The organism is Pseudomonas sp. PvP001, assembly GCF_040546375.1.
Taxonomy (GTDB): domain Bacteria; phylum Pseudomonadota; class Gammaproteobacteria; order Pseudomonadales; family Pseudomonadaceae; genus Aquipseudomonas; species Aquipseudomonas coleopterorum.
In genome coordinates this window covers 2,449,672-2,464,338 of record NZ_JBEPNQ010000001.1, presented here as the reverse complement: position 1 = coordinate 2,464,338, position 14,667 = coordinate 2,449,672, and the positions used below count along the sequence as shown (strand labels likewise).

At 61.2% G+C, this 14,667-nt stretch carries 12 protein-coding genes and 1 pseudogene; 8 read left to right on the top strand and 5 right to left on the bottom strand.

The window, feature by feature from the left end:
• The first annotated feature begins 53 nt into the window (after positions 1-53).
• Together ABMD26_RS11165 and ABMD26_RS11160 are read left to right on the top strand one after the other, a co-directional pair.
• Positions 54-827 (top strand): N-acetylmuramoyl-L-alanine amidase, encoded by a 774-nt coding sequence (locus ABMD26_RS11165; RefSeq protein ID WP_122743097.1) that lies wholly within the window; start codon positions 54-56, stop codon positions 825-827.
• Between the two features lie 88 nt (positions 828-915).
• Positions 916-2,535 (top strand): EAL domain-containing protein, encoded by a 1,620-nt coding sequence (locus tag ABMD26_RS11160; protein ID WP_049860522.1) that lies wholly within the window; start codon positions 916-918, stop codon positions 2,533-2,535.
• Positions 2,536-2,561: 26 nt separating this feature from the next.
• Here ABMD26_RS11160 and ABMD26_RS11155 read toward each other — a convergent pair.
• A pseudogene (locus ABMD26_RS11155) lies at positions 2,562-4,350 on the bottom strand (KinB sensor domain-containing domain).
• Positions 4,347-5,693: a sigma-54-dependent response regulator transcription factor AlgB gene (gene algB, locus ABMD26_RS11150; protein ID WP_049860524.1), complete on the bottom strand. Its 1,347-nt coding sequence runs from the start codon at positions 5,691-5,693 to the stop codon at positions 4,347-4,349. The pseudogene ABMD26_RS11155 and the gene algB overlap by 4 nt, the downstream one beginning before the upstream one ends.
• A gap of 211 nt (positions 5,694-5,904) precedes the next feature.
• Here algB and ABMD26_RS11145 point away from each other — a divergent pair, with 211 nt between their 5' ends.
• From ABMD26_RS11145 to ABMD26_RS11120, 6 genes are all read left to right on the top strand, one after another.
• Positions 5,905-6,747 (top strand): BON domain-containing protein, encoded by an 843-nt coding sequence (locus ABMD26_RS11145; protein ID WP_354309514.1) that lies wholly within the window; start codon positions 5,905-5,907, stop codon positions 6,745-6,747.
• A 182-nt stretch (positions 6,748-6,929) separates the two neighbouring features.
• Positions 6,930-7,214 (top strand): hypothetical protein, encoded by a 285-nt coding sequence (locus tag ABMD26_RS11140; RefSeq protein ID WP_122743101.1) that lies wholly within the window; start codon positions 6,930-6,932, stop codon positions 7,212-7,214.
• 59 nt (positions 7,215-7,273) lie between these two features.
• Positions 7,274-7,438, top strand: coding sequence for a DUF1328 domain-containing protein (locus ABMD26_RS11135; RefSeq protein ID WP_043191899.1), 165 nt, complete (start codon positions 7,274-7,276; stop codon positions 7,436-7,438).
• 2 nt (positions 7,439-7,440) lie between these two features.
• Entirely contained in the window at positions 7,441-7,911 is a 471-nt protein-coding gene (locus ABMD26_RS11130; protein WP_354309511.1) for an inhibitor of vertebrate lysozyme family protein, read from the top strand.
• A 619-nt stretch (positions 7,912-8,530) separates the two neighbouring features.
• The gene (gene gltP / locus ABMD26_RS11125) at positions 8,531-9,844 is read left to right on the top strand and encodes a glutamate/aspartate:proton symporter GltP (RefSeq protein ID WP_354309509.1); all 1,314 of its coding nucleotides are present in this window, start codon (positions 8,531-8,533) and stop codon (positions 9,842-9,844) included.
• A 154-nt stretch (positions 9,845-9,998) separates the two neighbouring features.
• Positions 9,999-11,240: a spore maturation protein gene (locus ABMD26_RS11120; RefSeq protein WP_122743104.1), complete on the top strand. Its 1,242-nt coding sequence runs from the start codon at positions 9,999-10,001 to the stop codon at positions 11,238-11,240.
• Here the strand turns inward: ABMD26_RS11120 and ABMD26_RS11115 are convergent.
• The 3 genes from ABMD26_RS11115 to ABMD26_RS11105 form a co-directional block, all read right to left on the bottom strand.
• The gene (locus ABMD26_RS11115) at positions 11,210-12,250 is read right to left on the bottom strand and encodes a DUF5924 family protein (RefSeq protein ID WP_354309506.1); all 1,041 of its coding nucleotides are present in this window, start codon (positions 12,248-12,250) and stop codon (positions 11,210-11,212) included. The two genes, ABMD26_RS11120 and ABMD26_RS11115, sit on opposite strands and share 31 nt — an antisense overlap.
• 57 nt (positions 12,251-12,307) lie before the next feature.
• Positions 12,308-13,744 (bottom strand): M16 family metallopeptidase, encoded by a 1,437-nt coding sequence (locus tag ABMD26_RS11110; protein ID WP_320523350.1) that lies wholly within the window; start codon positions 13,742-13,744, stop codon positions 12,308-12,310.
• A 119-nt stretch (positions 13,745-13,863) separates the two neighbouring features.
• Complete coding sequence (locus tag ABMD26_RS11105; RefSeq protein WP_049860531.1) at positions 13,864-14,607, bottom strand: TerC family protein; 744 nt, start codon at positions 14,605-14,607, stop codon at positions 13,864-13,866.
• Positions 14,608-14,667: the final 60 nt, after the last annotated feature.

The window sequence follows — 14,667 nt, the reverse complement described above, 5'->3', positions numbered from 1 at the left end:
ACCAGCTAGGCTATGCTCACGCTCTTTTCCTACAACCTGCATGTGACCTTCCCATGAAGTTGCTCCTAGTTGCCCTATCTTTGCTGATGCTGGCCGGTTGCTCGAACGGTTTGAGCATCGACCGCAGTCACCCTTCCGCGAATCACGACAACCGCGTGCAATTCGTGGTGCTGCACTACACCTCGGCCGACGAGGCGCGGTCCCTGCAATTGCTGACCCACGGCGAAGTCAGCAGTCACTACCTGATCGGCGATCGCTCGGCCACGGTCTACCAATTGGTGGACGAGAGCCAGCGTGCCTGGCATGCCGGCGACAGCCAGTGGGATGGCCGGACCTGGCTCAACTCCAGCTCCATCGGCATCGAAATCGTCAATCCCGGCTACAAGGACACCCCGAACGGTCGTGTCTGGTACCCCTACAGCGAAGCGCAGATCCAGGCGGTGATCGCGCTGCTCAAGGATATCGTCCAGCGCAACGGCATCGCCCCGCGCAACATCATCGGCCACAGCGATATCGCCCCGCTGCGCAAGACCGATCCGGGGCCGATGTTTCCCTGGCAGCGCCTGGCCGAGCAGGGCCTGGGCATCTGGCCCGATGCGCAAGCCGTGGCGCGCAATCAGGCCCGCTTCCAGGTCAGCCCGCCAAGCATCTCGTGGTATCAGCAGCAGCTGGCCCGACTGGGTTACAACGTGGTCCAGAGCGGCGAGCTGGACGTCGCCACGCGGCATGTGATCGCGGCCTTCCAGATGCACTTCCGCCCTCAACGCTTCGACGGCGAGCCGGATGCACAAAGCGCCGCGATCCTGCAGGCGCTCAACAGCAGGTAACGATGGATTTCACGTTGATGGGCCCGAAAGCGCGGGCCAATCGCCATCCTGTTGCTATACATTGATGCCCCCGACTGGATGATTCTCGATGGCCGCCGTTTTCCCGCAGCTCCGCAGTCTTCTGTACCGCCCCTGGGCGCTGGCCATGCTTGCCGCACTGGCCAGCGCGCTGTTGCTGTTCGCGGCCAGTTTTGCGTTGATCATGCATCAGCTTCAGCTCAGCGAAAGGCAGCAGATGAATGCCAGCGGCGAACGGTTCCTGGTGCGTCTGGAGCAGGTGTTCGGTCAATTGCGCGAGGGGGTCGATGCGTTGCAGGCGCAACCTGTCCGCCATTGCGGCCCGCAGATGATGGACGCCCTGGAGAAGATCGGCTTCGATAACCGCTTCGTATTCGAGGCCGCGTTCATCGACGGCGCCCAGCGCTGCTCCAATCGCCGTGGCAAGGACGTCGCCAGCCTGAGTCGCCCCCCGGACATCCAGGGTTCCACCTACAGTTATTGGCTCAACACCACTACCCAACGCAATGACAACTGGGCCGCGCTGATGCTCGGACGCGGGCCGTTCCGGGTCTCGACCTCCCGAGGGCACTTGAGCGATGTGGTCGATCTGCCCGCCGGTGGCAGCCTGCTGGTGGTTCTGGATCAAGGCCGCCGGGCGATCCCCGTGCTCGGCTCCGAGCAGCCCTGGCCGCCGGCCTCGGGCTGGCGCGCCGATGCGGTGGATGCCCTGCAGGTAACGTCGGACCGGCTGATCTACCGCATGTCCACCAAGTCCCCGGACTTTCAGTTGGTGCTGATTGCGCCGCGCAGCAAGGAACTGCCCATATTCAATACCCTGTTGTGGCTGCTGTTTCCGGTCAGCCTGGTGGTGGCCCTGTGCATTGGCTGGCTGGTCCTGCAGCTGATCACTCAGCGCCGCTCGATGGGTGGCGAGTTGCACGGTGCGTTGCGCCGCGGTGAACTGCAGGTGCTCTACCAGCCGATCTTCGATCTGAGCAATCGGCGCTGTGTCGGTGCCGAGGCCTTGGTACGCTGGCGCCGACCCGACGGTACCCTCACCAGCCCGGAGCTGTTCATTCCACTGGCCGAGCACAGCGGGCAGATCCGGCAGATCACCGATTTCGTCCTGCAGCAGTCGCTGGAGCAGCTCAGCCACCTGTTGCGAGCCAATCCGCACCTGTACATCTCGGTGAACCTGGCCGCGTGCGACGTCACCGTGCCGCGTATCGGTGAGGTGGTGGCCCAACTGCTGGCGATCTATCGCGTGGCACCCGAGCAGATCGCCTTCGAGGTCACCGAACGCTCCCTGATCGACGTCGACGTGGCGCGCGAAAACCTTCAGGCCCTTCGCGATGTCGGTCATACGGTATTGATCGATGATTTCGGCACCGGCTACTGCAGCCTGGCCTACCTGCAAAGCCTGCCCGTGGACTGCCTGAAAATCGACAAGGCGTTCATCGACGCCCTGGGCGATGACGCCGAAAGCAGTGGTGTGGCACCCCACATCATTCGCATGGCCCATGCCCTGGATCTGCGCGTGATCGCCGAAGGCATCGAGCACGAGGCCCAGGCGTTGTTGCTCGAAAGCGAAGGCGTCGACTATGGCCAGGGTTGGCTGTTTGCACAGGCTTTGAATGCGCGCCAGTTCAAGGAACTGATCACCAAGGGCCGGCGCCGCGCTGGCCGGCGTGCGGGCGACGAAGCCTGAGCGCGGACAGCGCTCGCGACGTCCGCCTAGATCGACAGGGTCATGTAGAACTGGGTGCCTTGCCCAGGCCGTGAATAGACGCCCATGCGGCCACCGTGCAGTTGCACGATTTCCTTGCACAGCGCCAGGCCCAGACCGGCTCCGCCCTTCTTGCGGCCCACCTGCACGAAAGGCTCGAAGATCCGCCCCTGCTGGCCGTAGGCAATGCCCTCACCGTTGTCTTCGACGCTGATGATCACCCGCTCGGCGTGGCGACGCGCCTGCAAGCGGATGTGACCGTTTTCCGCGGTATGTCGCAGGGGCATTTTCCAGCAGGTTGTCCAGCACCCGATCCAGCTGTCCTGCATCCACGTGCAGGCGCGGCAGCCCTTCGGTCAGCTCGACGGTCAGCGTAATGCCCAGCTCATGGGCACGGCTGGCGAAACGCTCGTAGGCGCGTTGCAGCAGGTCATCCAGCGCACAGGGGGCCAATACCAGCTTCTGCAGACCGTTCTGGTAGCGAGAGAAGTTGAGCAGGTCATTGATCAACTGCATCAAGCGCTGCATTTCTTCGTTCACCGTCATGAGCAGGTCCGCCTCGCGGCTCTGCTCGGGAAAATGCACGCGCTCCTGCAACAGCCCGAAGGCCATGTGCATGCCCGTCACCGGCGTACGCAGTTCGTGGGATGCACGCAGGACAAACTCGCTGCGCACGCGCGCGAAGGCGCGCTGCTCGGTCACATCGTGCAGCACCATGACCGCGCCAAGGATATTGCCCTGGGTGTGGGTCACAGGCGTCAGGCTGTACGACAGCAGCCGCGCCTCTCCATCGACATCGAAACTCAGGTCGTCCAGCGCACGTTCCATGCTGCCGCCGCGCAGGATCAGGTTCAGCTGCTCGTCCAGGTCCGGTCTGCCCAGCGCCTCACCCAGACCCAGGCCCAGACGATGGTCTTCCCAGCCCAGCTGACGCTGCGCCACCGGGTTCAAATGCTCCAGCTGACCTTGCCGATCGATCATCAGCAAGCCGTCGTCGATACTGTCCAGGACCGCCTGCAACCGTTGCTGACCGGCGCGAAGCTCATCGACGTTGGTCGCCTGGTGCTGACGCAGCGCGTGGGCCATGGTGCCGAAGCGGCTGGCCAGCCGATTGAGCTCGGCCGCCGGTGACACCGGCAGTTGCACGTCGAAGTTGCCCTGACTGATATCGTCTGCAGCCTTGGCCAAGGCTTCGATGGGTTCACCGAAACGGCGGGCGATACCGTGCGCAGTGAAGTAGCCGACGATGAGCACCGCCAGCCCCACCAGGCCGAGCAGGCCCGACACCCACATCGCTCGCTGGTGAGACTCATGCTCCAGCGCCGCGATGCTCTGCAAGGTGCCCTTGTAGGAGTCGATCAAACCGGTGCGCAAGGTATTGAACGCTTGGCTCAAGGGCGGGTTCTGGCTCAACGGCAAGTGTTGCGTGGCCGTGGCGCGGTATTGCGCGACGAAGGTCTGGAAGTTTTCGGCGGACTGCAGAAAGCCATAGTGGGCACTGTGGCTTTGCTCGTGCGCAATGCCTTCATCGAGCAGGGCCTGAAACTGCTGCTGTGCCTGAGCGATGCCCGTTGCGTCCGGGTTCGCGTCCAGCATCATGACCAGTTGATCGCCCAGGTTCTGGCGCATCTTGAGCCCCAGGTCCAGGGTGGTGAAATGGCTGCGCAGCATGCTCTCCTGCGAAGCGGCCATCTGCATCACGCTGACCAGGCCCAGCACCAACCCCAGCAACGCGACGGTAATCAGCGCCGAAATGCTGAGAAACAGCCGGGTGTGCAGCTTCATGGCCAGTTTCATAGGTTGTACTGTTTACGTTTGCGGTAAAGCGTCGAGGCGTCGATGCCCAGGGTCTTGGCGGCCTGATCCAGGGTATCGCTGGTGGCCAGCACCGCACCGATGTGCGCTTTCTCCAACTCGTCCAGACTCAGCGCGGCACCGATGCGCGGCGCATTGTTGGCAGGCTGCTCGGCCATGCCCAGATGGCTGACCTCGACGCGCTCCTGGGGACAGATGATGCTGGCCCGTTCGATCACGTTGCGCAGCTCACGAATGTTGCCCGGCCAGCGGTAGTTGAGCAGAGCGGCGCGAGCCTCTTCGCTGAAGCCACGGGCAGGCCGCGCGTATTCCTTGACGAAGCGCGCCAGAAAACGATCGGCCAGGGTGAGAATGTCCTCGCTGCGTTCGCGCAGTGGTGGCAGGTGCAAGGTAATCACGTTCAGGCGATACAGCAGGTCTTCGCGAAAACGTCCCTCGCGAACCATGTCTTCGAGGTTGAGGTTGGTCGCCGCCAGAATGCGCACGTCGGCCCGACGCGTGACCGGGTCACCCACCCTTTCGTATTCCTTGTCCTGGATGAAACGCAGCAACTTGGGTTGCAACGTCAGGGGAAAGTCGCCGATCTCATCGAGGAACAGCGTGCCGCCGTCGGCTTGGTTGACGCGGCCCAGGGTGCTTTCACTGGCGCCAGTGAACGCGCCGCGACTGTGGCCGAACAGCTCGCTCTCCATCAGCTCGGCGGTCAGGGACGGACAGTTGATGGTCACGCAGCTTTTCTTGGCGCGTTTGCTCCAGCCATGGATGGCCCGTGCCAGTTCGCCCTTGCCGGTCCCCGACTCGCCGAGGATCAGAATGTTGGCATCGGTGACCGCCACCTGACGCGCGGTTTCCAGCACGACCATCATCGCCGGGCTGTGCGAGTCCAGGCCGTCCTTGGGCTTGCGCACCTCGCCTTCGAGTGCCTCGAGGCGCGCCGACAGTTGGCGTACCTCAAGCTGCTTGGCGGTCGCAAGACGCAACTGATCAGGGCTGCAGGGCTTGACCAGATAGTCGGCAGCACCGGCCTGGATCGCGTCCACGGCAGTATCCACCGCCGAATGTGCGGTAACGATCACGACGCGCATCCAGGGCGCCTGCACGCGCATCTGCGCCAGGACATCGAGGCCGTTGTCTTCGCCCAGGCGCAGGTCGAGGAAGCACAGGTCGAAGACCTGACGCTGCATCAGAGTATCCGCCTGGTTGGCGCTGTTGGCCGTCGCGACGCTGTAGCCTTCGTCTTCCAGGCAATAGCGGAAGGTACGCAGGATGGCAGACTCATCGTCGACCAGCAGAATGCGGCCTTTATGCTCCGTGCCAGATTCCATTTTCCTACGCTCCTTAGAGAAATTTCTTGGTTGATCCCGGAAAGATCGGGCAGCTTGCATGGTCAATTCTGATTGATTCGGCAGGCTGCATGGTAGCTATTCGCTCATGACATTTCTAACTGTATGAAATGTCTGAGCTTTCAGTAGGTAAAAAGTTTGGCATGTGCCTTGCGATAATCAGCTGTTTGTCTTGAATTGGAGGAGAGTACGAATGAGCAGCTTCAAACGACTCACGTTGGCGAGCGTCATCGCAGGCCTGGTCAGCCTTTCGTCGTTGGCCGCGGCGGCCCCCGCCAGTCTCGATCAGCAATTGCAGGCGGCCCGGCAAGAGGGCTCGATCTGGACGGCATTGGCCTTGAATCGCCAGCTCAACGGCTTCGAGTTCGGCGTGAAGGTCGACCAGGGCACCGCTACCCTGACCGGCGCGGTGGAAGACGAAGTGGATCGCGAGCTGGCCGAGCAGGTGGCGCTCAATACCCAAGGTATCGACAAGGTCGACAACCGCCTCACCTTGAATCCGGAGTTGGTTGAGCACGTCAATCAACGGCAGCAGTTCGCGCAACATCTGGAAGACGCCACGCTGACGGCAATCATCAAGTCCAAGCTGCTATGGAACACCAACACTCAGGCATTGGACATCGTGGTCAGCACGGCTGATGGCGTCGTCACGCTCAAAGGCCAGGCGCAGACGGCCGACGCGAAACAGTTGGCAGGCACCCTGGCGACCAATACCGATGGTGTCTACCAAGTGAACAATCTGATCAGTCTCGGCGCGGCGGATACGGCTACCACGCGTGCCGAGACCCAGGCGAAGAAAACCGAGGAGGCGCTGAGTGATACGTGGGTCACCAGCAAGATCAAGGCGAGTCTGCTACTCAATCGCGATCTCGACGGACTGAGCATCGATGTGGAGACCCGTACCGGGATGGTCACGCTCAAGGGCGATGTCGCCAGCTCCGAGCAGAAAACCCTGGCGGTAGAGGTTGCGCGCAACATTCGCGGTGTGCGCGGAGTTGATGCCGATCTGCTGAAAATATCCAAGCCGATCATCTGATCGTGCAAATAGCCCGACCTCCACAGGCCCATCGTGCAGGTTGCTACCCAACGGCAATCTAGATTGTCTATAACTAATTGATTTTAAAGGTAATTATCGGGACAAAAAGGTTGGCATGCAGGCTGCAATATCCGTATCAAGATTACACGTACAGCCGCCATCCAAGTTCAAGGAGTTACCGGATGAACCGTCCTCAAGCCGCTCAAGCGTCCGCCCTGTCCCAATCGATGCGCCAAGCATTGTTCTTGGTTCTGGCGGCGCTGATGACGTTGCTGGCGGTTCAGCAGTATGCAAGCTGGGCAGCCTCGCAGCAGCAGGAGCTTCTTCTGCCGCCTCAAGAGCGTCTTGTCGATACGGCTCATCTCAATCCTGCCAGCGCGCAATGGGTGGGCTACAAGCAATCCGGAAACATCGAACGCGTACAAACCAGCGAACCGGTTGAACACATTCGCAGTTGGGTGTTCTGAGCTTGGGTAACGCATCTGATCAACAGATAAAACACGACAAATCGTAAAGGAGATACACCATGCTGAGTTGGGCAGTCACATTCCTGATCATCGCCATCATCGCCGCCGTTCTGGGCTTCGGTGGTATCGCTGGCACCGCAGCAGGCATCGCCAAGATCCTGTTCGTCGTATTCCTGGTGCTGTTCGTTGTTTCGTTCATTTTCGGCCGTCGCGGTCGAGGCTGACCATGACCAGCGTGACCTTCAAGGGTATAGCCATGGCGCTGTCGCTGGTCGGCAGCAGCATGGCGATGGCCGCCAATGACGGTCAGAACCGAGTCAGTGAGATTCTGAGCTCGAGTGCCGAATACCGTGATACCTGGCAGTCAGTGATCAAATCCGAAGAACGCGTTCCAGATTGGATCATCAATCTGTCCGGGGTTTCGACGGAGCAGATGACTGCCGTCGCCGAAGATGGTGACAACTATCTGGTAGGCCCGCTGTGCGAAACGGCTGACAGTTGCAAAAGCGGTCGATTGTTGGTGGCATTCAGCATGGACAAGGAAGATGCCTACGCCTTGTACGTTCAGGTGCCCGCAGGCTTGCCCGCCGACAAGTCGCCCACGCGTCACGCCACCTATCGCTTTCTCGGCAAGCCTGATGACGGCATGCAGCAGATGTTGATGGAACAGTTGAAGAAAGATCCTAACTGGTACTGACTTCCTGATTGGCGTGACATGCGGCGCAACCAGCGCGACGTGGTATGGATTTACAGATTGGGCCAGGTCTACCCGGCCCGAATGGTCGGCACTCAGAAGGTGCCGGTCATGACCATGGGGTCGGGTTGTTCTGAATGCAGTTGGTTCGGAGTGACCTAGGGGTACAGGGAGGACCTCCGAACCGGGCCGGGTCAGGCAACAGCTGCTGCGCAAGCCATGTACGACCATTACGTACTCTGGCTTGCGCAGAGCCTATACAGGCGAACTTGGCTGCCTTTCATCTTGTTTCATACTTTTCCTACATTCTTGACGCTGTGTTCGGTTTCTCGAACGCAATGGGTCATGCCGCCTTATCAATCCGTTGAAACCTCCCGAATCGCCTGTCATGGCCAGTCGTCTATCCGAACGAAGGCGTTTGTGCGATAAATCCACTCGATTACATTATGCCGATTCTGCATGGGGTAGTCGTTTCCGGCATTAGACGCTGCTGCAACGCATCGGAATAGTTGCGCCTTTTTTCGTTCGCCAAAGCGCTTCGCTACGGGCGGCGAAGCCTCTACGGAGGGCCGCTCGGTTTCCGCGCGGCGCTCACGAGTTGACTTGGAAAAAGGGTAACGACATGAAGAAGGCAAAACTGAGCCTCGCTTGGCAGATACTCATCGGCTTGGTACTGGGTATCGCACTGGGTGCATTGCTCAACCATTTCAGCGCCGAGAAGGCCTGGTGGATCAGCAACATCCTGCAGCCGGCAGGGGATATCTTCATCCGCCTGATCAAGATGATCGTGATCCCTATTGTGATCTCGTCGCTGATCGTCGGCATCGCCGGGGTTGGTGATGCGAAAAAGCTGGGCCGCATCGGTGTCAAGACCATCCTCTACTTCGAGGTGGTGACGACGGTGGCCATTCTGGTCGGCCTGGGTCTGGCCAATCTGTTCCAGCCCGGTGTGGGCATCGACATGAGTACCCTGGGTACCGTGGACATCTCGCAGTACCAGAAGACTACGGCCGAGGTGCAGCATGACCATGCGTTCGTGGCCACACTTCTCAACCTGATTCCCTCCAATGTGTTCGCCTCGATCGTGCGCGGCGACATGCTGCCGATCATTTTTTTCTCGGTGTTGTTCGGCCTTGGCCTGTCGAGCCTGCCCGGCGAGACACGCGAGCCGTTGGTGAAGGTCTTCCAGGGCGTATCGGAAACCATGTTCAAGGTCACGCACATGATCATGAACTACGCCCCCATCGGGGTCTTCGCCCTGATTGCAGTGACGGTGGCCAACTTCGGCTTCGCCTCGCTGCTGCCCCTGGCCAAGCTGGTGGTGCTGGTCTACGTGGCGATCCTGTTCTTCGCCATCGTCGTGCTGGGCCTGATTGCACGCCTGTTCGGCTTTTCGGTCTTCAAGCTGTTCCGGATCTTCAAGGATGAACTGGTGCTGGCGTATTCCACGGCCAGTTCCGAAACCGTACTGCCGCGGGTGATCGAGAAGATGGAAGCCTATGGTGCGCCGAAGGCCATCAGCAGCTTCGTGGTACCGACCGGGTACTCGTTCAACCTCGATGGCTCGACCCTCTATCAAAGCATCGCTGCGCTGTTCATCGCCCAGCTGTATGGCATCGACCTGTCGATCGGGCAACAGCTGATGCTGGTGCTGACCTTGATGGTGACCTCCAAGGGCATCGCCGGCGTGCCGGGCGTGTCGTTCGTGGTCCTGCTGGCGACACTGGGCAGTGTCGGCATTCCCCTCGAAGGCCTGGCCTTCATCGCCGGCGTCGACCGCATCATGGACATGGCCCGCACCGCGCTCAACGTGATCGGCAATGCCTTGGCGGTGCTGGTGATCTCGCGCTGGGAAGGCATGTACGACGATGCCAAGGGCGAGCGCTACTGGAACTCCCTGCCGCACTGGCGCAGCAAGGAGCGCGTCGCCTCCTGACACGGCCCGCGCCGCTGCTACATCACCCTGTAGCAGCGGTGCAAGCCGCGTCCGGCTTCACGCGAAAATCCTGACACCCCCCCACTGCCCTGCGGGGCAGAATCCCACTTCGCTTTGGGCTATCATCCGCGCATCTTCGAATGAGGGAATACCCATGCTGAACGGCCTGTGGCTCAGCTTCTTTCTGATCGCCGCGATCTCGGCCTTCGGCCAATGGCTGGTCGGCGGCAACGCCGGTATCTTCGCCGCCATGGTCGAAAGCCTGTTCGCCATGGCCAAGCTGTCGGTCGAAGTGATGGTCCTGCTGTTCGGCACCCTTACCCTCTGGCTGGGCTTCCTGAAGATTGCCGAGAAGGCGGGCATCGTCGATTGGCTGGCCAAGATCCTCGGGCCGCTGTTCAGCAGGCTGATGCCCGAGGTTCCGCGCGGGCATCCGGCACTGGGGCTGATCACCATGAACTTCGCCGCCAATGGCCTGGGCCTGGACAACGCCGCGACGCCCATCGGCCTCAAGGCCATGCGCTCGCTGCAGGAACTCAACCCCAGCGCTACCACGGCAAGCAATGCGCAGATCCTCTTCCTGGTGCTCAACGCCTCGTCTCTGACCCTCCTGCCGGTATCGATCTTCATGTACCGCGCCCAGCAGGGCGCCGTGGACCCGACTCTGGTCTTTCTGCCGATCCTGCTGGCCACTTCCGCCGGTACGCTGGTCGGCCTGCTCGCAGTGGCTGTGATGCAGCGCTTGCGCCTCTGGGATCCGGTGGTTCTGGCCTATCTGATCCCGGGTGCGCTGCTGCTGGGCCTGTTCATGGCGTTTCTGGGCACCCTGTCGGCGACCGCGCTTGCAGGGCTGTCGTCGATCCTGGGCAACCTCACCCTGTTCGGCCTGATCATCCTCTTTCTGGCCATCGGGGCGCTGCGCAAGGTGCAGGTCTACGAAGCATTCGTCGAGGGCGCCAAGGAAGGTTTCGATGTCGCCAAGAGCCTGCTGCCCTACCTGGTCGCCATGCTCTGTGCGGTCGGCGTGCTGCGCGCTTCGGGCGCCCTGGAGCTGGGGTTGGACGGGATTCGCCACCTGGTCCAGTGGCTGGGCATGGACACCCGTTTCGTCGACGCCCTGCCGACCGCACTGGTCAAACCGTTCTCCGGCAGTGCCGCACGGGCGATGCTGATCGAAACCATGCAGTCCCACGGCGTGGACAGTTTTGCGGCCCTGGTCGCGGCCACCATTCAAGGCAGTACCGAAACCACCTTCTATGTGCTGGCAGTGTACTTCGGCGCCGTGGGCATCCAGCGCGCCCGCCACGCCGTGGGCTGCGCACTGTTGGCGGACCTGGCCGGGGTCATTGCGGCCATCGTCGTGTGCTACTGGTTCTTCGGCGCCACCGCTGCCTGAGTGGCGTCGTCGGTCACCTTGAAGCGCAATACACCGACGATCTGGCCATCTTCGGTCAGGACCCGCACCTGCCACCTTCCCGCGACATCGTCCGGGAAGTTCTGCTTGTGGCTCCAGGCGCGATAACCTTCCTTGCGGCCGCCGTGGATGTCCAGGGCGATGCGGTCGACTTCCTTACCCTTGTGCTGCCACACGTGGTAGATCCGCTCGTCCAGGCCCCGTGGGGCGTTGATTGCGGTGTAGGCATACAGGCCACCACTGCGCAGTTGCGCCGCGCTGACCGTCTCCAGACTGTCCCCGTGAGTGCGGCTACGGTTGTCCAGCTCAGTGGTCACCGCTACCTCCGTCAGCCACAGGGTCGCCGGCGGAACCCAGGAGCGCAGCAGCCACCCGGCGCCGCCGATCATCAGGGTCACCCCTACCAGCGCCAAGCCCCGGCGCCAGTGATTGATCGGGAAGCTGACGGCGAGGCTTGGAAAAGCCAGCAGCATGGCGATGGCCAGCGCCAGCTTGAAGCTTTCATCGGTGGTCAGGTGCAGGATGATCGGCAGCGCCGTGAGCAGCGCTGCGAACAACGTAAAGGTGTGCAGCGCCATGAACAGCCAGCGCCGGGGTGCGACCCATTTGTAGTACAGCGGATCGATGATCGACACCAGCCCGGCCAGGGTCAGCAGGCCGGTGAACACCCATTGGCCACTGTTCCATGTGGTGGTGATATAGAAGAAAGGCAGCACGAAGAACAGACTTTCCTGGTGGATCATCTGCGTGGCATAGCGCAGCACCGGCGTCGGTATCTCGCGCTTGAACACCCGTGCGAACAACTGGGTGAAGGTGTTCTCCAGCATCAGCCAGACCCAGGTCAGCAACATCACCACCGCGATCCAGCTGGCCAGCCCTGCCTGCCGATCGACCAGCACGAAGCTGCCGATCCCGGACAGGAAACCGCCCAGCGCGATCACGCCCGGATAGCGTTTGATAAGGTCAATGAGTCGCTGGACGAAGTACGGCATGGTCTTCCACACAAAAAAGGCAAAGAAACGGCAATCAGAAGACGGCTCTGGCAGGGCTCATTGTCGTTTGGCGCGACGCCGCCAGACGATCAGGCCCACCAGCAATAGTGCCAGGCCGATCAACACAGCCCAGGCAAGCTGATAGAACTGGTCATAGCTGAGCAGCGGTTTTTCCACACGTATGTACCCCGGCTTGCTGACCAGCTGGCGCAATGCGGTATTGGCATCTTCCACGGTGACCTGCCCCAACTGCCGTGCCGGGCTGGCAAAGCGGCCGTCGGTATAGTCGGCCAATGCCCCCCAATAGTAGTCGGCCAAGGCAATGTTGCCTTGTGCCGCCCATGCTTGCCGGGCAATCGCCAGGTTCTTGAGGCGCTTGAAGGTCGCAGCGTCCACACCGCTGTCGCGCAGACGCGCGATCATCTGCCCCATGACCAGGCCTGCCTGACCGATATCGGCTTGGTCCACCGCGGCATTCAGGCTCAACAGGCCGCTGTCGCCATACGACTCGCGGGCCACCCAGGGCCCGTACGACAATCCGTGGGCCAGTCGCAGTTCGCGGTACAGCTCCCATTCCAGATAACTTTGCAGCAGGTCCAGCGTCGCTGGGTGGGCGGTATCCAGCACCGGTTCGAGAAAATACAGGTGAAGCGTGGCGTCGTCGCCCAGCCAGCCGCGTATCAGGTCGGCCTGCGGCTCCGCTTCGTGGGTGACTGTACGAAGATCCTGATGATCGGTGGGCTCGACCGCGTCCAGCGCGCCCCAGGTCCGCTCAAGATAGGCGGGCAACAGCTTGTCCAGGCCTCCGACGACGATCAGGCTCATGTTGTTCGGTGCATACCAGTTCTGCCGAACCTCACGCACCTGTTCCAGGGTAAGATCGGTGACTTCCGCGGGCTGCGGACACTTGAGCCCCAACTCGATGGCCAACTGGCTGCTGGCATTGCTGTCCTGAGCTGGCTTGTCGAGCAGGTGCTGCAGGTGGGAGTGATGGGTGCCATCTTCGTGCTCGATGATGCGCTTGGTGCTTGCCAGGACGTTGTCATCGATTCTGGTCTGGGTGATGGCGGCCAGCAGGAGGTCGAGCACCTTGCGCTGATTGCGCGCCGGTGCTTCGATCACGAAAGTGGTGTCGGCACTGCTGGTGAAGGCATTCCATTCGCCGCCCAGTGCTTGCATGCGCTCTTCGAGGCCACCTTCGCCGCGCTCGTCGATACCGCTGAACAGCAAGTGCTCAAGCAGGTGGGGCAATTCCTGATCGGTGCAGGAGAAGTCGTCGAAACCCACGCCGACAACCAGGCGGATGGACACATGGGCGCGTTCATCGCCAGGCTTGAGCAGCAGTTGCAGGCCATTGGGCAGCAGATAGCCCTCAACCTGGAAACGGTCCAGCGCCAAGGCTTCACGGCCGGCGCACAACAGCGCCGCTGCCAGAAGCCACAGGCACAACAGGCGGCGCTGTGTACCTGGAGCGCTTTTCACCCGCTCGTGCATGAATCCCTTCCATCGAAATCGACCAAGTCAATGGAACAGACTCCCTGACTGGCGAGTCGTTCATAGCACATTGCTGGCCATCACTGCGTGCCGCCAAGGCGACACGCAGCCCTGCAGGCTCAGGACTCTTCCTGAGACTCGCGACGCTTGCGCGCGATGGCGGTACGCATCTTGATGTTGATCGCTTCCACGGCCAGGGAGAAGGCCATGGCGAAATACACGTAGCCCTTGGGCACATGCACATCGAAGGCTTCGGCGATCAGTACGGTACCGACCACCAGCAGGAACGACAGCGCCAGCATCTTCAGCGACGGATGCTGATCGATGAAGCGGCTGATGGTGCCCGAGGCGACCATCATCACCAACACCGCGACGATGATCGCAGCGACCATGACCGGCACATGGGACACCATGCCGACCGCGGTGATGACCGAATCCAGCGAAAACACGATGTCGATGATGGCGATCTGAATGATGGTGTAGATGAAGTTGCCGCCCTTGCCTGCAACTTCGTCCCCGCCCTCTTCTTCACCTTCCATGCCGTGGTAGATCTCTTGCGAGCTTTTCCACAGCAGGAACAGGCCACCGAAGAACAGAATCAGATCACGCCCGGAGATGCCCTGGCCGAACACCACGAACAGGTCGGCGGTCAGGCGCATGACCCAGGTGATCGAAAGCAGCAGCAGGATACGCGTGACCATCGCCAGCGCCAGGCCGAAGATTCGCGTACGCGCCTGCATGTGCTTGGGCATGCGGCTCACCAGGATCGAGATCATGATGATGTTGTCGATGCCCAGCACGATTTCCAGTGCTGTCAGGGTCAAGAAAGCAACCCAGATTTCCGGGTTGGTGAACCATTCCATGTGAAGTCCTTCGTGTTGGAGGCCAGGGCGACGCAAGGCCGGAGACTATGGCGCCGCTAC